This window comes from Peribacillus muralis, from assembly GCF_001645685.2.
GTDB lineage: Bacteria > Bacillota > Bacilli > Bacillales > DSM-1321 > Peribacillus > Peribacillus muralis_A.
Genome location: NZ_CP017080.1, coordinates 3807075 through 3829960, shown reverse-complemented (window position 1 = coordinate 3829960; position 22886 = coordinate 3807075). Strand labels below are relative to the sequence as shown.

The 22886-nt window shown below is 45.2% G+C and carries 25 protein-coding genes; 19 read left to right on the top strand and 6 right to left on the bottom strand.

What is annotated here, in order from left to right; translation table 11 throughout:
- Positions 1-40: 40 nt before the first annotated feature.
- The 4 genes from ABE28_RS18600 (at position 41) to ABE28_RS18580 (ending at position 4247) form a co-directional block, all read left to right on the top strand.
- Complete coding sequence (locus ABE28_RS18600; RefSeq protein WP_064465622.1) at positions 41-1324, top strand: GntP family permease; 1284 nt, start codon at positions 41-43, stop codon at positions 1322-1324.
- A gap of 28 nt (positions 1325-1352) precedes the next feature.
- Complete coding sequence (locus ABE28_RS18595; RefSeq protein ID WP_064465623.1) at positions 1353-2129, top strand: 3-hydroxybutyrate dehydrogenase; 777 nt, start codon at positions 1353-1355, stop codon at positions 2127-2129.
- Positions 2130-2261: 132 nt separating this feature from the next.
- Positions 2262-3689: a GntP family permease gene (locus ABE28_RS18590; protein WP_083232142.1), complete on the top strand. Its 1428-nt coding sequence runs from the start codon at positions 2262-2264 to the stop codon at positions 3687-3689.
- Between the two features lie 303 nt (positions 3690-3992).
- Positions 3993-4247 carry a hypothetical protein gene (locus ABE28_RS18580; protein WP_064465625.1) on the top strand — a complete coding sequence of 85 codons (255 nt, stop codon included), beginning with the start codon at positions 3993-3995 and terminating at the stop codon, positions 4245-4247.
- 39 nt (positions 4248-4286) lie between these two features.
- Here the strand turns inward: ABE28_RS18580 and ABE28_RS18575 are convergent, their stop codons facing one another.
- Complete coding sequence (locus ABE28_RS18575) at positions 4287-4916, bottom strand: hypothetical protein (RefSeq protein WP_064465626.1); 630 nt, start codon at positions 4914-4916, stop codon at positions 4287-4289.
- 166 nt (positions 4917-5082) lie between these two features.
- On the opposite strand from ABE28_RS18575, the gene ABE28_RS18570 reads away from it, so the two are divergent.
- The 4 genes from ABE28_RS18570 to ABE28_RS18555 all read left to right on the top strand — a co-directional run bounded on the left by ABE28_RS18570 (position 5083) and on the right by ABE28_RS18555 (position 7386).
- Entirely contained in the window at positions 5083-5301 is a 219-nt protein-coding gene (locus ABE28_RS18570; protein WP_064465627.1) for a DUF1659 domain-containing protein, read from the top strand.
- Between the two features lie 38 nt (positions 5302-5339).
- Positions 5340-5558 (top strand): DUF2922 domain-containing protein, encoded by a 219-nt coding sequence (locus ABE28_RS18565; RefSeq protein WP_064465628.1) that lies wholly within the window; start codon positions 5340-5342, stop codon positions 5556-5558.
- A 42-nt stretch (positions 5559-5600) separates the two neighbouring features.
- On the top strand, positions 5601-5765 hold the full coding sequence (locus ABE28_RS18560; RefSeq protein WP_306807303.1) for a YvrJ family protein: 165 nt from the start codon (positions 5601-5603) through the stop codon (positions 5763-5765).
- A 277-nt stretch (positions 5766-6042) separates the two neighbouring features.
- Positions 6043-7386 carry a DUF3238 domain-containing protein gene (locus ABE28_RS18555; protein ID WP_064465629.1) on the top strand — a complete coding sequence of 448 codons (1344 nt, stop codon included), beginning with the start codon at positions 6043-6045 and terminating at the stop codon, positions 7384-7386.
- Between the two features lie 38 nt (positions 7387-7424).
- Here the strand turns inward: ABE28_RS18555 and ABE28_RS18550 are convergent, their stop codons facing one another.
- On the bottom strand, positions 7425-7817 hold the full coding sequence (locus ABE28_RS18550; protein ID WP_064465630.1) for a thiol-disulfide oxidoreductase DCC family protein: 393 nt from the start codon (positions 7815-7817) through the stop codon (positions 7425-7427).
- 92 nt (positions 7818-7909) lie between these two features.
- On the opposite strand from ABE28_RS18550, the gene ABE28_RS18545 reads away from it, so the two are divergent.
- From ABE28_RS18545 to ABE28_RS25990, 3 genes are all read left to right on the top strand, one after another.
- On the top strand, positions 7910-8167 hold the full coding sequence (locus ABE28_RS18545) for a hypothetical protein (RefSeq protein ID WP_064465631.1): 258 nt from the start codon (positions 7910-7912) through the stop codon (positions 8165-8167).
- A 132-nt stretch (positions 8168-8299) separates the two neighbouring features.
- On the top strand, positions 8300-8749 hold the full coding sequence (locus ABE28_RS18540; RefSeq protein WP_064465632.1) for a hypothetical protein: 450 nt from the start codon (positions 8300-8302) through the stop codon (positions 8747-8749).
- A gap of 250 nt (positions 8750-8999) precedes the next feature.
- Positions 9000-9185 carry a YjcZ family sporulation protein gene (locus tag ABE28_RS25990; RefSeq protein WP_306807302.1) on the top strand — a complete coding sequence of 62 codons (186 nt, stop codon included), beginning with the start codon at positions 9000-9002 and terminating at the stop codon, positions 9183-9185.
- A 54-nt stretch (positions 9186-9239) separates the two neighbouring features.
- Here ABE28_RS25990 and ABE28_RS18530 read toward each other — a convergent pair whose 3' ends face one another.
- On the bottom strand, positions 9240-10082 hold the full coding sequence (locus tag ABE28_RS18530; protein WP_064465634.1) for a CBF family alpha/beta fold macrolide esterase: 843 nt from the start codon (positions 10080-10082) through the stop codon (positions 9240-9242).
- A gap of 286 nt (positions 10083-10368) precedes the next feature.
- The gene (locus ABE28_RS18525) at positions 10369-11145 is read right to left on the bottom strand and encodes a 3-hydroxybutyrate dehydrogenase (protein WP_064465635.1); all 777 of its coding nucleotides are present in this window, start codon (positions 11143-11145) and stop codon (positions 10369-10371) included.
- A 230-nt stretch (positions 11146-11375) separates the two neighbouring features.
- On the opposite strand from ABE28_RS18525, the gene ABE28_RS18520 reads away from it, so the two are divergent.
- The 7 genes from ABE28_RS18520 to ABE28_RS18490 all read left to right on the top strand — a co-directional run bounded on the left by ABE28_RS18520 (position 11376) and on the right by ABE28_RS18490 (position 19640).
- Positions 11376-12323 carry a 3-hydroxyacyl-CoA dehydrogenase family protein gene (locus tag ABE28_RS18520; RefSeq protein WP_064465750.1) on the top strand — a complete coding sequence of 316 codons (948 nt, stop codon included), beginning with the start codon at positions 11376-11378 and terminating at the stop codon, positions 12321-12323.
- Entirely contained in the window at positions 12320-13495 is a 1176-nt protein-coding gene (locus ABE28_RS18515; protein ID WP_064465636.1) for an acetyl-CoA C-acetyltransferase, read from the top strand. The genes ABE28_RS18520 and ABE28_RS18515 overlap by 4 nt, the downstream gene beginning before the upstream one ends.
- A gap of 64 nt (positions 13496-13559) precedes the next feature.
- On the top strand, positions 13560-15227 hold the full coding sequence (locus ABE28_RS18510) for a sigma-54 interaction domain-containing protein (RefSeq protein ID WP_083232140.1): 1668 nt from the start codon (positions 13560-13562) through the stop codon (positions 15225-15227).
- 573 nt (positions 15228-15800) lie between these two features.
- A complete protein-coding gene (locus tag ABE28_RS18505; protein ID WP_064465637.1) occupies positions 15801-17186 on the top strand; it encodes a GntP family permease in 1386 nt (461 codons plus the stop codon).
- A 29-nt stretch (positions 17187-17215) separates the two neighbouring features.
- Positions 17216-17911: a CoA transferase subunit A gene (locus ABE28_RS18500; RefSeq protein WP_064465638.1), complete on the top strand. Its 696-nt coding sequence runs from the start codon at positions 17216-17218 to the stop codon at positions 17909-17911.
- A gap of 17 nt (positions 17912-17928) precedes the next feature.
- Positions 17929-18576, top strand: a complete 648-nt coding sequence (locus tag ABE28_RS18495; protein WP_064465639.1) for a 3-oxoacid CoA-transferase subunit B — start codon at positions 17929-17931, stop codon at positions 18574-18576.
- Positions 18577-18737: 161 nt separating this feature from the next.
- Positions 18738-19640 (top strand): peptidoglycan-binding protein, encoded by a 903-nt coding sequence (locus ABE28_RS18490; protein WP_257390827.1) that lies wholly within the window; start codon positions 18738-18740, stop codon positions 19638-19640.
- Between the two features lie 302 nt (positions 19641-19942).
- Here ABE28_RS18490 and ABE28_RS18485 read toward each other — a convergent pair whose 3' ends face one another.
- On the bottom strand, positions 19943-20533 hold the full coding sequence (locus tag ABE28_RS18485; protein WP_083232266.1) for a GNAT family N-acetyltransferase: 591 nt from the start codon (positions 20531-20533) through the stop codon (positions 19943-19945).
- Positions 20534-20586: 53 nt separating this feature from the next.
- Between ABE28_RS18485 and ABE28_RS18480 the strand changes: the two genes are divergently transcribed.
- Positions 20587-22065, top strand: coding sequence for a sigma-54 interaction domain-containing protein (locus ABE28_RS18480; RefSeq protein ID WP_257390628.1), 1479 nt, complete (start codon positions 20587-20589; stop codon positions 22063-22065).
- Between the two features lie 21 nt (positions 22066-22086).
- On the opposite strand, the gene ABE28_RS18475 is transcribed toward ABE28_RS18480, so the two are convergent.
- Positions 22087-22656: a GNAT family N-acetyltransferase gene (locus tag ABE28_RS18475; protein ID WP_064465641.1), complete on the bottom strand. Its 570-nt coding sequence runs from the start codon at positions 22654-22656 to the stop codon at positions 22087-22089.
- Positions 22657-22886: the final 230 nt, after the last annotated feature.

Sequence of the window (22886 nt, the reverse complement as noted above, 5' to 3'; positions counted from 1 at the left end):
GCAAAACGAATGATATCACCATGAATGGAGGTGGTTCCGAGTGTTAAGTATCATTGTTGGCTTAGTATTGCTGATGGCTTTAGCCTATTTGGGATGGTCCATCATTTGGGTAGCTCCATTGGTTGCTGGAGTAGTCGCATTAATGAGTGGATTGAATGTATTTGATACGTATACGGGCACGTATATGACCGGATTGGTCGGTTTCGTACAGAAATGGTTCCCGATCTTCCTACTCGGAGCGATATTCGGGAAGTTGATGGAAGAAACGGGCGCAGCGAAATCCGTTGCCAAGAAGGTTACGCAAATCATCGGTAAAAAGAGGGCGATTCTTGGAGTATTGATCGCTTCGGCTTTATTGACATATGGCGGCGTTAGCTTATTTGTAGTCGTGTTTGCGGTTTATCCAATTGCGTTGGCACTATTTAAAGAAGCCAATGTTACGAGGAGGCTGCTTGTTCCGACTTTTGCACTTGGAGCATTCACGTTCACGATGACAGCGATACCGGGTACACCGCAAATTCAAAACTTGATACCGATGGAGTATTTTCACACGACCCCTACTTCGGGGATGATCATCGGGATCGTCACATCTTTAATCATGGCAGTTGGCGGGTACTTCTGGTTATCATACAGGGAAAAATCACTTTCCGCAAAAGGAGAAGGCTTCATCGCAACGGACGATTCAGTAACGGCTTCAGCCGAGGACGAAAAAATCCCGAACTGGATCTTGTCATTGGTTCCGCTTCTCATCGTTGTCGTCTTACTTAACGTTGTAAAATTAGAACCCATTTATGCTTTATTATTAGGGGTTCTAAGCATCATGCTCATTAATATCAGGGATTATAAGAAGTTCATATTCTCTGTGAACGAGGGAGCAAAAGGATCGGTTATGGCGATTCTGAATACAAGTGCTGCCGTTGGATTTGGCGCTGTCATTGCGGTTATACCTGCATTCGACAACATCACTTCCTGGCTGCTTAATATTTCCAGCAATCCGCTCGTTGCCGAATCCCTTGCCGTCCAGATCATGGCAATCATTACGGGTTCTGCTTCAGGCGGTATGGGCATTGCGCTTAATGCCCTTGGCGACACGTTCTACAGCTTGTCCCAATCGACGGGAATCAGCCCGGATGTATTCCACCGAATGGCCGCAGTTGCCTCAGGTGCATCCATATTCCCGAACAATGGCGCTCTATTAACCCTTTTAGCGGTTACAGGTTTGACACATAAAGAAACATATAAAGATGTTTTCATGGTAGCCTTCATCATTCCGACAATTGCCATGATCGTTGGTATTATCATGGGTGCGATTGGCATCGTCTAATAAAATGTACTAATAGGAGGAATTCATTATGGTTGAAAATAAAGTCGTCATCATTACAGGTTCTGCTCGCGGTATTGGATTTGAAATCGGGAAACATTTCGCTCAAAGCGGAGCGAAAGTGGTTCTTTCCGACATCAATGAAGAAATGGTAAAGGAAGCGGCAGCGTCGCTTAAAGCGGAAGGCTTCGAATCGATCGGTATCAAAGCTGATGTAACGAAAGAAGAAGATATCGTCAATATGGTGAAGGAAGCGAAAGAAACATTCGGTTCGGTAGACATCGTCATCAACAATGCCGGGTTACAGCATGTATCACCAATCGAGGAATTCCCGACTGCTAAATACGAATTGATGATCAAAATCATGCTGACAGCACCGTTCATGTTAACGAAAGCCGTATTCCCGATCATGAAGGAACAAGGCTTCGGCCGTATCATCAACGTTTCTTCCATTAACGGAGTCATCGGCTTTGCAGGTAAAGCGGCTTACAACAGTGCGAAACACGGAGTGATCGGTTTAACGAAGGTGGCTGCATTAGAAGGTGCAGAGCACGGAATCACTGTCAATGCATTATGCCCAGGATATGTGGATACACCACTTGTTCGCGGACAAATGGCAGACTTGGCAAAAACACGCAATGTTCCGCTTGAGGATGTATTGGCAGAAGTCCTTCTTCCATTAGTGCCTCAAAAACGCTTACTGGATGTTAGTGAAATTGCTGATTATGCATTGTTCTTAGCTAGCGATAAAGCGAAAAGTGTGACAGGACAAGCTGTTATCATCGATGGTGGCTACACAGCTCAATAATATCAAATAATTTATAACAAAATTGAAGGTGAACCTTTCTGTCAAAAATGAAATTGACAGAGGGGTTCACTTTTGGCGTATATTTGACTCATTTGGGGGAATTTTTCAAAGTTGGATTAAAGGGGGATTTACGTGGACTTACTGATTATTCTACTGTCGCTGGGACTGCTCATGTTTGCAGCCTATCGCGGTTATTCCGTTATTTTATTTGCACCCATCTTTGCACTTTTACCGGTTTTTTTCATCGATCCGAGTAATATCTTGCCGTTCTATTCGGGTGTATTCATGGAAAAGATGGTCATTTTCATTAAAAATTATTTTCCGGTCTTCTTATTAGGAGCCATTTTCGGGAAAATCATTGAAATGTCGGGGATCGCCGAATCGATTGCGAAGACGATCGTGAAGTTGATCGGGGCCAAACAAGCGATGCTGACGATTGTCCTTTTAGGCGCGATCTTAACCTATAGCGGAGTGAGCTTGTTTGTTGCAGTGTTCGCGATTTATCCTTTTGCCGTTCAATTGTTCAAGCAAGCCGATATTCCAAAAAGGCTGATGCCGGCCACCATCGCACTTGGTGCCTTCACGTTCACGATGGATGCTTTACCCGGCACACCGCAAATCCAGAACGTCATCCCGACGGCCTTCTTTGGTACGGACATTTATGCCGCTCCCATCCTTGGCATCATAGGAGCCATTTTTGTTCTATCAGTTGGACTGACTTACTTGGAAAGCAGCAAGAGACGCGCCAAGAAAGCGGGAGAAGGCTACTATGGCACTCCGGAGGAAAAGAAGGCGGCCGCTGAATCGGAAACAGGCGAGCCGGCTCCGGATTTACAAACCAATCAAACGGCATTTCGGCAAATTTTAGCCTTCGTACCTCTCGGATTAGTGGCACTCATGAATAATTATCTGTCCAAAGCGATACCGAAATGGTACCCGGATGGATTTGATTTCTCGGCGATCGGGCTTGATACCTATTCTGTCGATGTAGCCGCCACCGCTGCCATCTGGGCGGTGGAAATCGCCTTGGTCGTCGGCATCATCACGGCCCTTGCCTATGATTGGAAACGAGTGACGAAAAACATGAAAGAAGGCCTGAACACCAGTATTGGCGGCTCTCTGCTCGCCGTCATGAACACAGGCTCTGAATACGGCTTCGGCGGAGTCATTGCCGCCCTCCCAGGATTCGCAAAAATCAGCGACAGCATATCCGGCGTATTCTCCAACCCGCTTGTCAATGGTGCAGTCTCCACCAGTGCACTCGCAGGCATCACGGGCTCCGCCTCAGGAGGAATGGGAATAGCACTAAGCGCCATGGCCGACAAATACAATCAGGCAATCGCCGCGGCAAACATCTCACCCGAAGTGATGCACCGTGTCGTCGCCATGGCATCAGGCGGTATGGATACCCTTCCGCATAACGGAGCCGTCATCACCCTGCTTGCCGTCACCGGACTAACGCATCGACAATCATACGGCAGCATCTTCATGATCACCGTCATCAAATCACTCGCTGTCTTCGTCATCATCGCCCTCTACACCTGGTTTGGCCTTGTGTAAGGATGGACCAGCACGAACTGGCGAGTAAAGTGCCCAAATTGGCGAGTAAAGTGCTCAAATTGGCGAGTAAAGCGCCCAAACTCACGAGAACAGCACCCGAATTGGCGAGAAAAGCGCCCAAACTCACGAGAACAGCACCGAACTCCCAAGAAAAGCGCCCAAACTCACGAGAACAGCACCCGAACGCCCAAGAAAAGCCCTTTTTTTATAAAAAGCTTCTTGGAAGAAAGCAAGGAATGCATCCGGGCAAAATGGGGGAAGGTATAGATGAGCCTTATGCCTAATAGTGGAGAGGGATGTAGAATGGATCGTACACTCGGTTATTTACGTGAGATTTTGTCAAACTATACGGATCAATATCCTGCAGCACAGAAAATATATCTAAAAATCAAGGATGGGCAGCTTCGTTCAGAAGAAGAGCTGATCAATGAGCTTACTGGTAAAGAGGCCAGTTTCCTTAACCATATCCTACCTCAGGAAATCAAGCATGCAAAGGAGGCTAGCGATACGGAACGGGTCACTCAATTATCGGAGGTATATGAACTGATTTTGATGTGAAAAACCCTTGTCCATGCAGCATGGACAAGGGTTTTTTCATTATTCCATTTCGCTCAGTTTATCCATGTGGCTTGCGATCATGGCGATGATGGTGCTTGCTTCTTCTTTGCTGAATATAAAGTTGGTTTCGTCCTTCAACAGATCATCATTCGCTGTTCGGATCCGATTGATCCGCTTTAGGACGCCATCACCGGTTTCCTGGACGATTCCGAATTGATAGGTAACCTCCACTTCATTTTCCTTCATATAGGCGGTTACTTCGGGTGTTTCCCAATCGACATCGATTTCGTAAATCTCGGCACCATCATTTTCTTCCAAGACATCGTCATCAAGATCATATTCATATTCGGTGTCGTTTTCTTTCATGTAGTCATGCAAGCTTTCATGGACAGCATCTACGATATCTTCAATATCAGCTAAAACCACCTTGTTGACCTGCCCTAATTCCGGATCGAAGGTTTCGAGGTAAAATTCTTCATTATGCGGATCGAAAAACACCGAAGCAAAATAATCTCGCTCATGTTCATCCGCCTCTGTATAAAATTCGATTCGTGGATGCTTGGATCCGCGCTCCACGACCATGCTGCCTTTGCGGTCGTATTCATCGCAAATCGAAATAAGATGATCTTGCAATTCTCCGCCTATTCTGTCGAACCATTCTAATGACATGACTGATCCACTTCCTTTCCCCATTATTATTTCCCATTAAAAGGGGAAGATATCGTTCCAGTTAAAGCCAAATGCCAATAATGAACATGGTTGTCATATATATATTTTTCACATGCTACTTTCCGCTCGTCATTGTTTATATACAGGGCGAAAGGGGGTGAGAGTCATGGCCGACCAGATTCCAGTATCCAGTACGCTCCGGATCGATTTTGAAACGGGGCTAACCGAAAAAGGAGACATCGCATTCAAACGCAGATCGTTCACGAACATCAAGACAGAGGCGACGGCTGAACAGTTGTTTTCTACAGCTGTTGCCATATCAAGCGTGCAGAATTATCCAATGAGCGAAGTGACGAGGGTCGATACGTATTCGTTGATTGGCTGATTGGTGACAGAAACGGAATGGAGGGAGGTGATGTTCGAATGGCTAAGGTGTTGGAAATGATATTCGAGACCGAGGAAGGGAAGTCAGCTACAATTGCCGTTGAAAATCCGAAGAATCCAGTCAATGTAAATACAGTTAAACTGGCAATGGAACAAGTGATTGCAGAGAGTGTCTTCGTTTCGGGCTCAGGGGGATTCGTCAGCGTGAAGGGGGCAAGACTTGTTGAGCGGAATGTCGAGGAATTGGAGCTTAGCTAGCTGATAGCAAGGCATCCTTGACCGTTCACCGTGGAAGGTGAGGTGAAGAAAGTGGATCAAATCCTGCCATTTGTCAGTGATATTGGGTTTCCGATCATCGTTACCCTTTATTTGCTTCATCGAATTGAAACGAAACTGGATACCTTGAACGAAACGCTTGTAGAGCTGCCAAATCGCCTGAGAGAAGGGATTCCCAAGTCAGGTTAAGGATAAGCGGGGAGCATCATGAATTCATGATGCTCTTCTTTCTAATGAAAAGAAAAATAATCACATAAACCTGTAGCTAGTCCATGGGAAATAAAAAAGCCGCCGTTTAATATGACAGGAAAAATCAGAGAAACTCACAGATGACCGAGGGAAGTGGTGATTGCATTGTTTTTTTAGAAAGGCCCTCTCCTCTCAGCACATCGCAAAGTGTGCACGGAGTTTAAACTGGGTAAAGAAATAAGGAAAGATACACCTATCAAAGGAAGAGGTGTTGAAGATGCTGATGACTCATTTTTCATTTCCACGCTTAAAACAAATTGGAGTTAAAATCACCACCCGGCATTCCTTGCTCGCTTTCGGGATTGCTGGCCTCGCTTATCTCGTTTCGCATAAGAGGCTGCATAGGGCCGTAATCAAGACGACGTCCTTAATGTGTAAAATCGAGCGGAAAGAGGATGCCATAAAGCTTGTCTGGCCAAATGAAGCGCAATTCTACCGGGTTTTTAGAGGTGTGCAGACAATTTATAGCGGACCGGAGCCTTATGTGGCGGAAGAAGGTCTGACAGCAGGAACCATCTATACGTATACGATCGAGAGTATGGATGAGGCGAGGCACGTCTTGAACAGGATGAAAATACAGACATCTACGACAGCCGAAAATAAGAAAGAGGATAATATCCTTTTGGATCTTGTCTTCACCACGATTGTCGCAAAGGGTCAAATTAGCTTGGAATGGGAACCCATTAAAGGGATAGAGAGATATATCATTTACAGGAACGGCATGAAGGTGGGGCTGGTGAATGGATGTTCCTTCAGTGACCGGAGTATAAGCGAGAACCAAGAATACACATATACGATCAAAGCGAGGCGCCCCCTCCCGCGTTCCGAGCAAGAAACATATGCCGTAAAATCGTTTTTGGCGAGTATAGTCGGGGCTTTTAAAAAAGGCTCGTCCCAAGAACAAGCAGCGATAGAGGAAATAACGAACACCAAAAGGATAGGACACGTGCAACAGCTATTGCAGTCCATTGATGAAAGCCTGGTCGATCGCATGAACCAAAGAAATTGGCAACTCCGCTATACCACCTTTTTACCGGAGGAGTGGCTGAAGAATCCCAATCTTGCTTCCAAGGTTCCTTATTTTAAAGGCGACGGCCGAGGGTTCGATCCTGAATCTTCCCGCTATAGGACCAGGGTCGATATGATGATTCGGGAAACGGAGAAGGATGCAGAAATAGATTTTTCTAAAGCGGTCGGAAAAAGTGAGGCCTACGACAAGGCTGGCGTTTTTCTTGAAGAAGGTGTGGCATCCGACGAAGACATTGTGGTGAAACATATATTATCCAATAAAGAGAAAACGACGATTCAACTGACACACTCTGTCGGCAATCCAATCATCCTTTCTCCTGCCGTGGATTATAAAGTGATCGGGACCTTTTACCGAAATGGCGAAATCAATATTGCCGGCTATCATGACCAGGCACCCCATCACGAAGTTTATTTAAAGGAGGCAGATGACACAGAGTGGCAGCCCCTGCATCAAGCGAAAAGCAAAGGCCTTGAAATGATGGCCCGCCCAACGGCCAATCATTTATGGAGATTCTCCACTTTTACACAATGAAAAGGACGACGAGCGGCTGATGGCTCATCGTCCTTTTTTTATAAAAAGCGCTTCCGAACACTAGGCGATGGCAGCATACAGCTTTCTTCCTTCTTCCCGAACCATTTGTACCGGTTCTTGGCAATGAAGTCATAAACCGAATTCCTGATGAAGCTTGGGACGATGATGAAGCCGTAACACAGTTTCCATGCCCCTTGTAACCTGCGGGCAATCCTCAAGGCTGCAGACGATTTATAATGGGCTTGGTCCTTCTCGATCAGCACCATGCTATCCAAGTCTGCAGGAACATCGTATTTTTTCAAGAGCTCCTGCCCTGCCTCGCTTTGGAGCGAAGCATAATGAAAAAGGCCCTTCGGATCCCGCTTTATGATGAACTGCACGCTCGAATCACAAAAGTTGCATTCCCCATCAAACAAAATCACCGGATTCATGAACATTCCTCCTATAGAGAGACGTTTATCAAACTCATGCTTCTATCATACATTACCCGTTTCGGTAAAGCGAAAACGTAGGAATCTCAAGAATGCTTATAGAGCATCTTTGCAATGCAATGATACTCTTCAAAATGATAATGGAAGTACTTCCTAAAGAACAAACAGGTGCGTTAGCTGAAGATCGAAGCTGTTTTTTAACCAGCACCCTTGTTGTTGGCAAGTGGCTCGGCTCAGCGGTACAACCTTGTTTTAGGCCCGCGGATACAACCGACCTGTACGTATCGTGTATCGTTACGATCAAATCGTTAGGCAGCGATCCGATCTTTTATTGTTTGATATTAGAATAACACAAATAGAACGAATGTTCCAGTAATTAGTTGAAAATTATTACATTTTATGTTTACTTTATACCATATGCCAATCCTAGAAGAAGTCTAATTACGCCTGACGGGCGCATCGGAGTTAAAAGGAGGAGGACTATGACGCAGTGCATGTATATAGCTTCATCAATGAGATTGCCAAATGGTTCATTCGGATCGAAACCGTTGTCTTTGGAACAGCCAAATGTCTTTCTAAATGAATTGGATTTCACGGATTTATATTTTGAAAATAATTATGATAGCAGATTGAAACGAAAGTTTTCATATAGCCCGCACTTCTCATTCGATTACCAAGTAGCAGTCTTCTCAAATCACATCCCTCTAGGTTTTGGATTTACAGGAACAGCGGAAGAAGGTAAATGCTTAACAATCCTATATCATTATTTAAATGAAGCTCTTATTGCTAGTGGTGTAATCGAATATTTTACCTGTTTGAGTGGAAAAGAGGATTCTGCCATTTCCAAAAAACGAACCATTCGCTGGATGGATATTAAGGACCGTTATGATATCGTCCTAGAAGATTTAGAGTTATGGGTAATTACTTTATAAATTTGTCCTTTTCATTTTGACACACTGCAAATTGGGCTGGCATGACGAAGTATATACTCGGTCATGGTACATAAGCTGAAGCTGGCTGTTTCCGCCAGTAAAAAGGGAATGGCAAACGCGAAGTCTTTCGTATGTAGTGCGGTTCCCAAAAAGTTTCAACTTATTATTGTGTCATTATCCTAATTGGAACATAAAGTGAATTAACCCATTTAGTTATTCCAGTTCTAAAACAAATAAGGAGATGTTTCTATTGTCTAATTGTGGTCATGAATCAAATTGCGGTTGTGATAACGGTGTTGGAGGTTTTGGTGGAGGTTTCGCTTTTATAGTCGTATTGTTCATCCTTCTAATCATTGTCGGAGCGGCTTGCTTCGGCGGCGGTGGAGATAACGGTGGCGGCTATGGCAACGTTCAGGGATATGGCGGTTACTGCTAAAAAGTATTAAGAAAAGCCGACCTTTTACTGGTCGGCTCCTTTTATGTTTTACCTCTATCGTGATGTAAGCCTTCTAACGGAATCGATGATTTCATCCCAGTCTTCACGGTGAATTTCATGCCCTGATCCATCAAGGGTCACCAATGTAGCTTGAGGGATGGCTTTCCTAAGAGCAAGCCCATGCTCGTATGGCAAGGCTGGATCTTCCGTGCCATGGATGATGAGGACAGGTACGGAGATCTCACACATTCTATCGTAATATTCGTCTCCGCCAGCAAGCATGGCATGATTGAATCTGCTCGGCAGCTGTTTGGCGCGCTCCGCTTCTCTTTTAGCCAGTTTATACATTCTTTCCTGCTCATAAGGTTTGGACCCGGCCAGCGTTTTCCAGCCATCCGCAAGAAAGGCGATGACAGACTCCTTGTTTGCCCAATCTACGGAAGCGCTTTTCGCGTGGTGATCCAATATGCGTTGGTCCATTGGCGGCAGTTCTTCCATGACAGTCCCGAACACGCTTGATGCAATCAGCGTAAGCGTAGTGACGCGCTCCGGATATCTTAAAGCAAGGATTTGGCCGATTAGTCCGCCTAAGGACATGCCGACGATATGAGCTTGCTCGATGGAATAAGCGTCAAGGACACCTGCGGCATCGTCAGCCATGTCGGTTATCGTATAGTTGGAAGTACCGGGTTCATAAACGGTCGATCGTCCCAAATCCCGATGATCGTACCGAATGACAAACCTCCCCTGGTCGGCGAGGCGAATGCAAAAGTCCTCATCCCACCAATCTAAAGAAGACATCGCCCCCATGATCAAAAGCACAGCAGGGTCTTTGGCGTTTCCGAAACTTTCCGTACATATATCGACACTATTTATTTTCAGAATTTGTTCACTCATATTTTAACCTCCGTATTAAAGATTCTATTGCGTAAATCAATACATTCTTTCCGGAGCATGCCCTTTTATTTATCGCAGTCTAACCCACTTGATAATCATGACGAAGCCTCCTTTTAAGGGTGGTATCCCTATATTACTGTAACATGAGGGAATTCTTTATTCCACCATTTTCTTCCAGGTCATTTCTGCTAAAAACGCCTGTCTAACGATCCCTTCAATACAAAAAAGCCCGAATGAAGAGCACCTTTTTGGTGTCGTTCAGTCGGGCATTTTACGTATGAATTTTTTATTGAGCAGTATATCCGCCATCCAATACAACTGCCTGGCCTGTGACGCCGCGTGCTTTGTCGCTTGCGAGGAAGATGGCATAGTCGGCAATTTCACTTACGTCCAAGAGACGTTTTTGAGGCACTAACGGAAGAAGGACTTCTGCCAATACATCCTCAAGCGGGACATTGCGTGTTTTCGCCAGGTCTGCCATTTGTCCCCGTACGAGCGGTGTGTCGACATACCCTGGGCATAGGGCATTGACGGTTATGCCGAAAGTGGCGCTTTCCAGGGCAGCGACCTTCGTTAATCCGATGACCCCATGTTTGGCGCTATTGTAGGCGGCTTTGTTGGCAAAGCCAATCAGGCCATTGATGGACGAGATGTTGATGATTCGGCCGAAGCCTTGTTCTTTCATGATGGGCAGAACGTTTTTGATCGCAATGAATGGAGCGGTCAGCATGATTTTGATCATCAGTTCGAATTTTTCGGTTGGAAACTCTTCGATCGGCGCAACATGCTGAAGGCCGGCGTTATTGATGAAAATATCGATTCGTCCATATTTCTCTTTAGCTTGCTTGATCAGTTGGATGATATCACCTTCACTTGTCACATCCGCCTTCAAGCCGATGACGTCCAAGCCTTTGTTCCGTAAATCTAAGGCAGCTTTTTCGACTGTGTTTCGATCAAGATCGGACAACACGACCTTCGCGCCATTTTCCGCAAAAATCTTTCCAATCTCAAAGCCAATTCCTCTAGCAGATCCGGTAATGATCGCCACTTTATCTTTAACCATCTTACATTCCTCCAATAAAAATGTAATGGTCCAGTTTTGTCGTTTTATATCGTAAAAAGTGCAAGTGATGGTGGGAATAAAAAGGGAAGGTATAAAAATATGGGTTAGGTTAATGAGTAAGAGTCTATCATGGTTTTCAACATAACAAAAGAATTTTATTCTACCTTTAACGGTGGCACGGATATTGCATGTATAAAAGGGGAGGACATAAAACGGAAAGGGGAATTGAGATGATTAACAAAATAGCGATCATCGGGTCAGGCGTCATGGGGAGTGGAATCGCTCAGTCATTTGCATCAAGCGGGTATGCTGTCACGATCAACGATATCGAGGAGGAGCTCTTAATACTTGCCGAAAAACGAATTTCCGAGAATCTATCATTGCTGATTGAGGAAGAGGTACTGACAGATCAGGAAAAGCAAGGAGCCTTGGCGAATATTTCCTATAGTGTAGATTTGGAAGCAGCCTTAAGGGATGCCGACTTTATCATTGAGGCGATTCCGGAAGTCATCGAGTTGAAGTTGAGTCTATATGAGCAAATGGAGAAAATCATCAAACCGGATGCAATTGTAGCTTCCAATACATCGACTTTTCCGATATCCCAATTGATGGCGAAGGCTTCGTTCGCGGACAGGATGGTCATCACGCATTTCTTCAATCCCGGGCACTTGGTTCCATTGGTTGAAATTGTTCAGCATGACGAAACAAGGCTGGAAATCGTCGAGACAACGCTTGCTTTGATGCGCAAAATCGGCAAGTCTCCGATTCTCTTGAAAAAAGAAATAGCAGGTTTCATTGCCAATCGCCTCCAGACTGCCTTGATGCGGGAAGCCTTTCATCTATTAAAAGAGGGTGTTGCCGATGCGGAGGATATCGATACAGCGATAACGGCCGGACCAGGCTTTCGGTGGGCATTTACCGGGCCGATCGAGATTGCTGATTTAGGCGGATTGGATACATGGCAGCGGGTGTTTGATAATGTGTCGCCCTTGCTGGATCAGAGTAAGGAAGCCCCTGTGTTGATTCGTGATCTGGTGGAGGAAGGGAAGTTTGGGGCGAAGTCGGGAGAAGGGATTTTTACGTATGAAGGATCTGCCGCTTCCCGGAAAATCAGTGAGAGGGACCGTCATTTCGTTAAATTAGCAAAACTAAAGAGGGAGAAGGAGGAAATAGTATGAGAGAAGTAGTGATAGTTGGGGCAGCGAGGACACCGGTTGGTACGTTTGGAGGAAGTCTTGCCAATGTTTCGGCGGTTGAATTGGGAGTTGTGGCAGCGAAGGAAGCGATCAAGCGGGCAAAAATTCCGGCTGACCTGATCGATGAGGTGTTGGTAGGAAATATTTTATCTGCGGGATTAGGGCAAAATGTGGCACGTCAGGTTGCGATTCATGCAGGCATTCCGGAAACGACGCCGGCAATGGCCGTTAATAAACTTTGTGGGTCCGGCCTCCGTACAGTCATAATGGGAGCGCAATTCATTGCCCTCGGAGATGCGGATGTGATCCTGGCAGGGGGGATAGAGAGCATGAGCAATGCCCCGTATTTACTTCCCAATTATCGTTTTGGCCAGAAAATGGGGAATGCACAAGCCGTGGATTCCATGACGTATGACGCCTTAACGGATGTCTTCAATCAATATCATATGGGCGTGACTGCGGAGAATATTGCCGAGCAGTGGGAAATCAGCCGGGAAAAGCAAGATGAATTCGCTTTGAATAGCCAAATGAAGGCTGAAAAGGCCCAGCTGGAAGGGCGGTTTGCAGAAGAAATCGCACCTGTTGAATATAAACGCCGTGGAAAGACGGTCTTGGTGGACCAGGATGAACATCCACGTCATGGGCTGACGATCGATCAGCTAACGAAGCTGCGTCCTGCATTTAAGGAAAACGGAACGGTGACGGCGGGCAATGCATCGGGAATCAATGATGGGGGAGCGATGCTGGTCCTGATGTCTAAAGAAAAAGCAGACGAGCTGGGGCTGGAAACGCTGGCAACGATCAAGTCGTATGCAAACGCCGCGCTCGATCCGAAAATCATGGGCTACGGTCCAGTTCCTGCGACAAAAAAAGCTTTAGCGAAAGCGGGAATGACAATCGATGAGATCGATTTGCTGGAAGTGAATGAAGCCTTTGCGGCGCAGTCACTCGCCGTGCTTAATGATCTTGATCTGAATTCGGAGAAAGTGAATGTGAATGGCGGGGCGATTGCCTTGGGGCATCCGGTAGGTGCATCTGGTGCACGCATATTAGTGACTTTATTGTATGAAATGAAGCGCAGGGAAGCAAAAACCGGCCTTGCCACCTTATGTATCGGCGGCGGACAAGGAACGGCGCTGATTGTGGAGCGGTAATGCCTTGACCTCCTTCTCCTATGATATAATGAGGGAAAATTCAGACCGGTTAAGGAGAATAAGGATGGCCGATATTGAAACGGTTCAATTGGAATTAGTGAAGGCGATATTGGAAGAATTGCCTGTGGGTGTTTTGGTCACGAAAAACGGTAGAGAAATCAATTTATGCAATCGCCTATTATCAGAAATTATCGCTGAGAAACAATTTGATCAGCAAATAAAAGTGCTTATGGAAAAAAAACTTGAACCAGCTGTAAATACGCCCATCCGTTTGAACGATCATAATGGGATTGTCAGAAAAACCAACATTCAAATCGGTGATGAGCAGTATCAGATTTATCTTCTATTGTTTGCCAATAATAAAAGCGATTTTCTCAATGTCGATAATCATGAAGAAATTCTGTTCAAGGATATCATCGAATTTGCCTATGACGGGCTGGTGATGGTCGATACGGAAGGATATGTCCAAATGCTTAGCCACGCTTATGCGGATTTTCTAGGGGTCGATCAGGAAAGCTCCATAGGGAAACATGTTACGGAGGTCATCGAAAATACACGTATGCATGTGGTCTCCAAAACAGGCAAGCAAGAGGTCGCCGAATTACAGAAAATAAAAGATAATTATATCATTGCGACACGCTCCCCCATACGGAAACAAGGTAAATTGATCGGAGCTGTCGGGAAGATTTTGTTTAAGAATGTCGGGCAATTCACTGCTCTCTCCAAGCGGATAAATTCACTTGAAGTAGAGCTGAAAAAGTACAAAGGCGATTTTCGCGAGAGAAATAAGGCCTCCTATACGTTTGATCATTTGATGGGAAGAAGTCCTGCTTTCATGGAAGTGAAAGGTCAGGCCAAAATTGCCGCCAAAAGCGATTCGAATGTATTGATCTTGGGCGAAAGCGGAACGGGTAAGGAGCTGTTTGCCCATTCCATCCACAATGATAGCAGACGGGCGATGGGCGTGTTCGTCAAGGTGAACTGTGCCGCCATTCCGGCAGAGCTGCTGGAGTCCGAGCTGTTTGGCTATGAAGAGGGTTCTTTCACTGGTGCGAAAAAAGGCGGAAAAGCAGGGAAGTTCGAAGCGGCTGAGGGAGGAACGATTTTTCTCGATGAAATCGGCGAGCTGCCGCTGCATATGCAGGTGAAGCTGCTTCGTGTGCTCCAGGAAAAAGAAATCGAGAGGGTTGGTTCGACGGGAAGCATTCCGATTGATGTACGGGTAATCGCTGCAACGAACCGCAATCTGGAGGATATGGTATCGAAAGGGGAATTCCGGCTTGATATGTATTACCGGTTAAAGGTCATGCAATTCCAGGTTCCTTCCTTAAGGGAGCGGCCGGAGGACATTGAAATCCTGGTCAATCATTTTATCGAAAAGTACCAGAACCTCATGAAAAAACGAGTAATCGGGATGAGTGATCAAGCATTACGGCTGCTGCGCCATTACAGATGGCCGGGTAATATTCGGGAGCTGGAGAATATCATTGAACGGGCCATGAATATTGTTGAAGAAGGGGAAGTGATCCGTTCCGAGCACCTTCCGAAAGAAATCACGGGACAGAAGGAAACGGTCACGATCCGCCCTCTGGCCGAGGTGATGGATGAGACCGAACGGGCTGCCATCCTTTCATGCCTGGAAATGACTTCCGGCAATAAATCTGAAACGGCAAAGAAACTCGGGGTCAGTCGAACGACGCTTTATGAAAAAATGAATAAATATGGTTTATGATGATAGGAAAATAGTTTATTGTCAATCTACATGTCGAAATAATGGGAATAACATCCACGTTCAAGGGAGGCGCAGAGGCAGATTGCCCGCTCAAAGGCGAATCCCTGAAGTGGACTATAGTGCGTTTGTACGGAAATCCGCACATAAAACGAAGGGGATTTTAAATGTTGTATGAAAAGGCTTACACTTTTTAGCCGAATATGCTTATGTGTAAGGAAACCCTGACACGTACAAGGGATTTTTGCTTGTCCACTAACTAAAAATCCAATGAAAAGTGCTTGATATTAAGTTGGCACGTTAATTGCATATTACTTCAGTGAATGGCCTATAAGTCATTTTATATCGTGATTCAACGTAAAATGGAAAGGGATTTCGTAGTTCAACAGATTGTTGAAAGCGTTATCAGTGATTAGGAAGCACTTAGTGGATCACTCAGCTTGACTTGGGGAAGGCAGGCTTGAGTGGAAAAAGGGGAAAATATTAAAAATATGGAATTTAGGGAGATTCATATTTCTACTAAATGGCTTCAGGAGTCACTTTGGGGCAAGGGGAGAAAGAAAAGGGGGAATTGAGTTGGTGATTCAAATTTTAGCCATTGTCGTGGCGCTGGGACTTTTAATCTTTTTAGCCTACCGGGGCTATCCGGTCATCATCATAGCGCCGATTGTTACTTTATTGGCGGTCATCTTATCCGGCGGTCATTTGCTGCCGAGTTATACAGAGACATACATGACGTTTGCCGCTAACTATATTAAAGCATTTTTTCCGATATTCTTATTGGGGGCCGTATTCGGAAAGGTGATGGAGATGAGCGGTGCAGCTGCATCCATTGCCAAGACCATCGTAAAATCACTAGGCTCGAAGCAGGCCATTCTTGCTGTTGTGCTTGCCTGTTCGGCGCTGACTTATGGCGGGGTTTCACTGTTTGTCGTGGCATTCGCCGTTTATCCATTTGCAGCGGCCATCTTCAAAGAAGCCGACATTCCAAAAAGATTGTTGCCAGGAACGATTGCCTTAGGTGCCTTCACTTATACGATGGATGCTCTTCCAGGAACACCTCAAATCCAAAATATCATTCCGACGAATTATTTCGGAACGGATACTTATGCAGCTCCGATCATGGGGATCATAGGCGCGATCATTGTATTCACTGGAGGAATGCTCTGGCTGGAACGCCGTCGTAAACAAGCGGTGGCAAATGGGGAAGGGTACGGGGATGGACATATTAATGAACCAGAAAGTGCAGAACAGCAAAACCTGCCTAACTTTTGGCTGTCCCTCGTACCGCTCATCCTTGTCGTCGCATTCAACTTCGCTTTCAGCCGCAGTGCCATTTCAGTAAAGCACTGGTATGACGGATCGATGCTGAAGGAAACGTTCAACATTGCCGATGTAAGTACAGTCACTTCATCCTGGTCTTTGATCGTTGCACTTGCAATCGGTATTATTGCAGCGATGCTCCTGAATGTAGGACGAATCAAAGTCAAATTGGCAAGTGGATTGACGGCTGCTGCCATGGGGTCTTTGCTTGCGATATTCAATACCGCATCTGAAGTCGGTTTTGGGAATGTAGTAAAAACGCTTCCTGGATTTTCCGTCATTCAAAACTGGGTGTTCAACGCAAGCGGCAATCCCCTCGTATCCGAAGCTGTTGCCGTCAATGTCCTGGCAGGGATCACCGGATCTGCATCCGGCGGTCTTTCGATTGCGTTAGAAGTAATGGGAAATCACTATTTGCAGGTGGCCGAAAGTGTCGGGATCACCCCGGAAATGCTTCATCGAATTGCATCCATGGCATCTGGCGGGATGGATACGCTGCCGCATAATGGTGCCGTCATCACCTTGCTTGCCATTACGGGACTGACACATCGCCAATCATACAAGGATATCTTTGCGATTACGGTCTTGAAAACAGTGACCGTGTTCATCATTGCTTTTGGAACATCATTGTTTATTTAAAAGAATAGATTAGGAATGGAGATGGGAGAATGAGTAAATTATTATCATCTTTTGAAAGCGCTATTGAACAAATCGAGGATGGTGCAACCATTATCGTTGGCGGGTTCGGATTAAGCGGAATTCCAGAAAAACTAATCATTGCTTTGCGTAACAAAGGTGTGAAGGATTTGACGGTCGTCAGCAACAATTGCGGAGTCGATGATTGGGGTCTGGGACTTTTGCTTGAAAATAAACAAATCAAAAAAATGATCGCCTCTTATGTCGGGGAAAACAAGTTATTCGAGCAGCAGTTTTTAAGCGGAGAGCTGGAGGTCGAGCTAGTTCCCCAAGGCACGCTTGCTGAACGTTTACGAGCGGGCGGAGCGGGCATTCCTGCCTTTTATACAGCTACGGGAGTGGGTACGGAGGTCGCTGAAGGGAAAGAGCATAAAGAGTTCGATGGCCGCACATACATTATGGAAAAAGGGATAGTCGGGGATTTTGCCTTTGTCAAAGCTTGGAAAGCGGATCATTTCGGTAATCTCGTATATCGGAAAACAGCAAGGAATTTCAACCCTGTCGTTGCGACAGCCGGAAAAGTGACATTGGTCGAAGTGGAGGAGCTTGTAGGCACAGGGGAGCTTGATCCGGATGAAATTCATACTTCAGGAGTTTATGTACAAAAAGTGCTTGTAGGAAATGACTATGTAAAACGAATTGAAAAACTTACAACTGCTAACGCATAAAAAGGAGGAGTATTCGAATGACTAGACAACTGATTTTAGAACGGGCCGTGAAAGAAATCCAAGATGGTATGTGTGTGAATTTAGGAATCGGGATGCCGACCTTGATTGCCAACATGATTCCCAATGACTTTAATGTCATGCTTCAATCGGAAAATGGCTTACTTGGTATCGGACCTTATCCACAAAAGGATGAAGTCGATCCGGATTTGATCAACGCAGGGAAAGAAACGGTAACGGCCAAAGCCGGGGCATCATTTTTTGATAGCGCTGAATCGTTTGCAATGATTCGCGGCGGCCACATCGACCTTGCCATTTTAGGCGGGATGGAGGTTTCCGAAGCGGGGGACTTGGCCAACTGGATGATTCCAGGGAAGATGGTAAAAGGAATGGGAGGTGCGATGGACCTCGTCCAGGGAGCTAAACGCATCGTTGTCATAATGGACCATGTGAACAAGCATGGGGAATCCAAAGTGAAAAAGAGCTGTACACTGCCGTTGACAGGAGAAAAGGTCGTCCATTGCCTCATTACCGAATTGGCTGTTTTCCATTTTTCCGAAGTGGGCATGGAACTGATTGAATTGCAAAATGGCGTAACGCTTGATGAAGTGAAGAGTAAAACAGAGGCTGATTTCACCATAAGCCCTTCTATTGAAATTAAGGCATAAAATTAATAAGTTAAGCTGCCATTAGACCACTTCCATTCGCAAACAAGCGAATGGAAGTGGTCTATTTTTTTTTGGGGGTTTCATGATTCAGGTGCTACTTTTTCGTTGAAAAGCCTTTTATAAAGGGTGCTAGGGATGTAAAAGGAGGGATCACCTTGAAAGTGGAATTACGAACATTAGTGGAGCGATCAGTGAAGAAGATGGGCAAAGGGGTGGATGCAGTAGTGAAGGCATCAGCTTTGGAGATGATCGAACGGGCTTATACAGAAGGGATCGCTGTACAGATAAGCGCAGGTTATCGCTCTTTGGAAGAGCAAGCCGCGCTTTATGGTCAAGGACGAGTCTACAGCTACAATGGAAAAAATTATAGTGATCCGGGTAAGCCTGTTGTAACGGACGCTAAGCCGGGCCAATCTTATCATAATTTTGGACTGGCCATCGATTTCTTCCTGGTGAGTGATGATGGCAGGAAGGCAATCTGGACGGTGGATTCAAGGTGGAAGCATGTAGCTGCGATAGGCAAAAAGTTGGGATTCGATTGGGGCGGAGATTGGCGGGCATTCAAGGATTACCCCCACTTGGAAATGACGGGCGGTTTAACTTATACACAGTTACAAGCAGGGAAGAAACCGCAACTTACCAACCTATTCAAAACAACAAAGGCCAGTAAAGGAGATGGCCAAATCATGTCCATCCAGAAAACAGTAAACAGCCGATATAAAACGAATCTAGCAGTCGATGGATTTTTCGGCCCTAAAACTAGAACCGCGCTTTTAAAAGGAATACAAACGGAGCTTAATAGGCAATATAATCATAGACTTGCGGTCGATGGGAAATGGGGGCCAAAAACCAAGGCTGCGATGATCATCTTGAAAATAGGAGCTGCGGGCCCTATCACATGGATCCTGCAAGCCGCCCTTTATATGAAAGGATTCGATCCCGGGCCACTTGACGCACGATTCGGCAGCAAAACCGAAGCGGCACTATCCAAATTTCAAAAAGCAAGCAACCTTTCTGCAGATAAGCTAGCAGGTCAAGAAACATGGAATCAATTACTAGCTTGAAAGAGTCAAATTTGATGGATAGCAGGCTGTCAATCATCCTGTGAAAAGGAAAATCCGTCCCAATTAAGTGATAATTCGTCCGAATCGAAGGATAATTCGTCCCAATCAGGTGATAATCCGTCCCAATCAACCACTAATCCGTCCAACCTAAATTATAATCCGACCTACACGTGAAAAATCCCATCACTCTCAAACAATGTTCCGCCTCCCCAAGCAATATTCCGACTTTCCCGGGAAATAAATCACCTAAAACCAACAACATTCGACTTTTCCCGGAAAAGCATTTTCTACACAAAAATTGGCTATCGATCTAGTGTTTCATTCAAGTTTAAGCACCAATCGTTGCATGTCATGAAGCTGCCTGGGGGATATTCGAATTCGCATTCGGTGATGAGGTGGAATCCCAGCTTGCGGCAAATGGCATTGGACGCTGCATTATGGACGGACGGAAATGCGTGAATGCAATGGTATTTGCGTTCGTCCTTGATTTTGGCGATAACGGCCTTCACGGCTTGAGATGCTAAACCTTTTCCTTGAAAAGAAGAAAGGACACTCCAACCGACTTCATACACACTTTCATCGTTCCAGGCGGTCTGCCAGTAGCCGACGGAGCCAATGGCTTCAGCTCCCGGTAGATTGATGCTGAACATGCTTCCTTTGCTTCCAATCTCAAGGTAACGTTTGTGGCGTCTTTCGATCTGTTCTGCACTCTCTGGACCTCCAAGATACTCCATCATTTTCGGTTCATTTAGTTGGATAAGTAAATCAAGGTCCTTTTCTTCCCAAGCCTTAATTTCCAAATTGATTTCGTCTGTTCGTTTTGTAATCCCAATCGCCCCCTTATATATATATTTCCCTCCTGAAAGGGAAATTCCTTTCTGAAGCTTTGTCATTTCCATGAATCCATTTACCATTAAATGATATAATTTACAGGTAATTCTATCGAATGACAGAGAACGGAGATGAAGAAATGAAATCTTCAGTCAATCAGTTTTCCACTCAATTTGAATGGATATTGAATGTGATCAATGTGGGTGTCCATATCGTGAATAAAGATGGAGATACGGTTTTTTACAATGAAATGATGGCACATATCGATGGGCTGGTACGTGAACAGGTGCTCGGGGAGAATATCTTTCAGCTTTACCCATCCTTGACCGATGAATCGAGTACGCTGCAGGCGGCCTTGGACAAAGGCATTGAAACGAATGAATCGATTCAAACATATGTCAATGTAAAGGAGAAAAAAATTACGTCGATCAATAGCACGTATCCTTTGTATGAGGATGGAGAGATCATCGGGGCAGTGGAGATTGCCAAGGACATTACCAAGGTCATGAACATGTATGATCAAATAGTGGATTTACGCTCGCAGCTTGCTGAAACCTATAAGAAAAATAAGTTTTTTGAAGGGACGGCGACGTATCATTTCAGTGATTTGATTGGGAGCAGCCCCGCCTTTCAAGAAGCGATAGCATTGGCAAAAAAAGCGGCCCGTACCCATTCCCCGGTCATGATTTATGGACCGACGGGAACAGGGAAGGAATTGGTCGCGCAAAGTATACATAATGTAAGTGCTCATCGCCATCAACCGTTCATTGCACAAAACTGTGCCGCAGTTCCAAAGGAGTTGATGGAGGGGCTGTTGTTTGGCACGACGAAAGGGGCCTTCACCGGGGCGGTGGATCGGCTTGGGATTTTTGAACAAGCCAATGGCGGTACGCTGTTTCTTGATGAATTGAATAGCCTCGACCTTGGATTGCAGGCGAAATTGCTGCGGGTACTGCAGGAGGGTGAGGTCCGCCGCGTCGGAGGGGCGAAGGAGCAAAAAATTAATGTGAAGATCATTGCCGCGATGAACATTTCCCCCGATGAGGCTTTAGAGAGGGGAATCATTCGTTCCGATTTATTTTTTCGTCTGAATGTCGTGACGATCGCCATGCCGTCTCTGCTGGAACGTAAAACGGATATAGTGGAAATCGCCAATCATTTTATTCAGAAGTTCAACAAATCATTTTTCTCGGATGTTCGCGGAATCAGTCAAAAAGCGATGAATCGGCTTCTTCAGTATTCTTGGCCAGGCAACATTCGTGAGCTGGGTCATGCCATCGAATTGGCATTTAACGTCATGGATGCCGGGGAGGATAGGATTGATGAACATCACCTTCCGGCCTACCTTTTTCCTTCAGGCAAATACACTCCCACCAATGCACACAGCCTGGCACCAACATTAACGGAAAGTATTGATTTACCTGTCGTCCTTGAAGAACTGGAAAAGGAAATGATCATCAATATGTTCCAGAAGTATAACGGGAATATCAGCAAAACGGCGGAGGCCCTCAATATTACGAGACAAGGATTACAATATAAGTTAAGCAAGTACAGAATTGAAAAGGTGTATACGGCTGAAACGAGAGAATCATGAAAAAAGGAAACTCCTATTTATTTAGGAGTTCCTTTTTGGGGATAATATGTTCCATTCTTCAGCCAGGAGTCCATATATAACATGATCGACATAATGGTCATATAACCACTCCGCTTTCCTTAATTCCCCTTCTTTCCTAAACCCTAATCGCTCAGGAAGCGCTCTGCTGTTCATATTTTCAACAGCCACTCTAACTTCTATCCTATTAAGTCCAAGGTCTTTAAAACCGTATTCAATTAACCTTTTAAATGCTTTGGTCATGATGCCCTTCCCTTGAAATTCTTCACCTAGCCAATACCCGACGACCCCTATTTTATTCAGCTTATTTATGTCATTGAATCCGATTGTCCCTGCCATTTTCCCCTTATGGATAATGGCGAATGACTTTGGATATCCCCCATTTTCAACTAATTCCGTTAGTCTTAATTTAATATTTTCAGCCGTATCTTGTACACTTTCTACGTAATCGAGCCAACCGAGCCATTCTTTTAAATATGCTTTTGAACGAATCGTTAACGTATAAAATTCTTCAGCATCATCTATAGTAAACAACCGTAAAGAAACTTCTTCATCAATTCTATGTATCAACAAATCTTACTCCCCCTTGAAGTCATTATTTAGAAAATACAGATAATACGAGTTTATCATAGGAGCCTTGCGTAGAGGCTGTGAATGTTAATTCCTTTTGGAGTGCAAGAAATCTTGCTGCAAAATATTGGGCGTTTAGAAAGGGATTTTGCGGCCTGGAAGGACAGCTTTCCCTCTTAGACTGATATTTCCTTATCTTGGCTGTTGGCATCATTCTTGCGAGTGTATACTGA

Coding starts and splice junctions, on each gene's coding strand:
- ABE28_RS18595 (WP_064465623.1), top strand. CDS start 1,353: ATGGTTGAAAATAAAGTCGTCATCATTACAGGTTCTGCTCGCGGTATT.
- ABE28_RS18580 (WP_064465625.1), top strand. CDS start 3,993: ATGGATCGTACACTCGGTTATTTACGTGAGATTTTGTCAAACTATACG.
- ABE28_RS18575 (WP_064465626.1), bottom strand. CDS start 4,916: ATGTCATTAGAATGGTTCGACAGAATAGGCGGAGAATTGCAAGATCAT.
- ABE28_RS18570 (WP_064465627.1), top strand. CDS start 5,083: ATGGCCGACCAGATTCCAGTATCCAGTACGCTCCGGATCGATTTTGAA.
- ABE28_RS18565 (WP_064465628.1), top strand. CDS start 5,340: ATGGCTAAGGTGTTGGAAATGATATTCGAGACCGAGGAAGGGAAGTCA.
- ABE28_RS18555 (WP_064465629.1), top strand. CDS start 6,043: ATGCTGATGACTCATTTTTCATTTCCACGCTTAAAACAAATTGGAGTT.
- ABE28_RS18550 (WP_064465630.1), bottom strand. CDS start 7,817: ATGAATCCGGTGATTTTGTTTGATGGGGAATGCAACTTTTGTGATTCG.
- ABE28_RS18545 (WP_064465631.1), top strand. CDS start 7,910: ATGCTTATAGAGCATCTTTGCAATGCAATGATACTCTTCAAAATGATA.
- ABE28_RS18540 (WP_064465632.1), top strand. CDS start 8,300: ATGACGCAGTGCATGTATATAGCTTCATCAATGAGATTGCCAAATGGT.
- ABE28_RS18530 (WP_064465634.1), bottom strand. CDS start 10,082: ATGAGTGAACAAATTCTGAAAATAAATAGTGTCGATATATGTACGGAA.
- ABE28_RS18525 (WP_064465635.1), bottom strand. CDS start 11,145: ATGGTTAAAGATAAAGTGGCGATCATTACCGGATCTGCTAGAGGAATT.
- ABE28_RS18520 (WP_064465750.1), top strand. CDS start 11,376: ATGATTAACAAAATAGCGATCATCGGGTCAGGCGTCATGGGGAGTGGA.
- ABE28_RS18515 (WP_064465636.1), top strand. CDS start 12,320: ATGAGAGAAGTAGTGATAGTTGGGGCAGCGAGGACACCGGTTGGTACG.
- ABE28_RS18510 (WP_083232140.1), top strand. CDS start 13,560: ATGGCCGATATTGAAACGGTTCAATTGGAATTAGTGAAGGCGATATTG.
- ABE28_RS18500 (WP_064465638.1), top strand. CDS start 17,216: ATGAGTAAATTATTATCATCTTTTGAAAGCGCTATTGAACAAATCGAG.
- ABE28_RS18495 (WP_064465639.1), top strand. CDS start 17,929: ATGACTAGACAACTGATTTTAGAACGGGCCGTGAAAGAAATCCAAGAT.
- ABE28_RS18485 (WP_083232266.1), bottom strand. CDS start 20,533: ATGACAAAGCTTCAGAAAGGAATTTCCCTTTCAGGAGGGAAATATATA.
- ABE28_RS18480 (WP_257390628.1), top strand. CDS start 20,587: ATGACAGAGAACGGAGATGAAGAAATGAAATCTTCAGTCAATCAGTTT.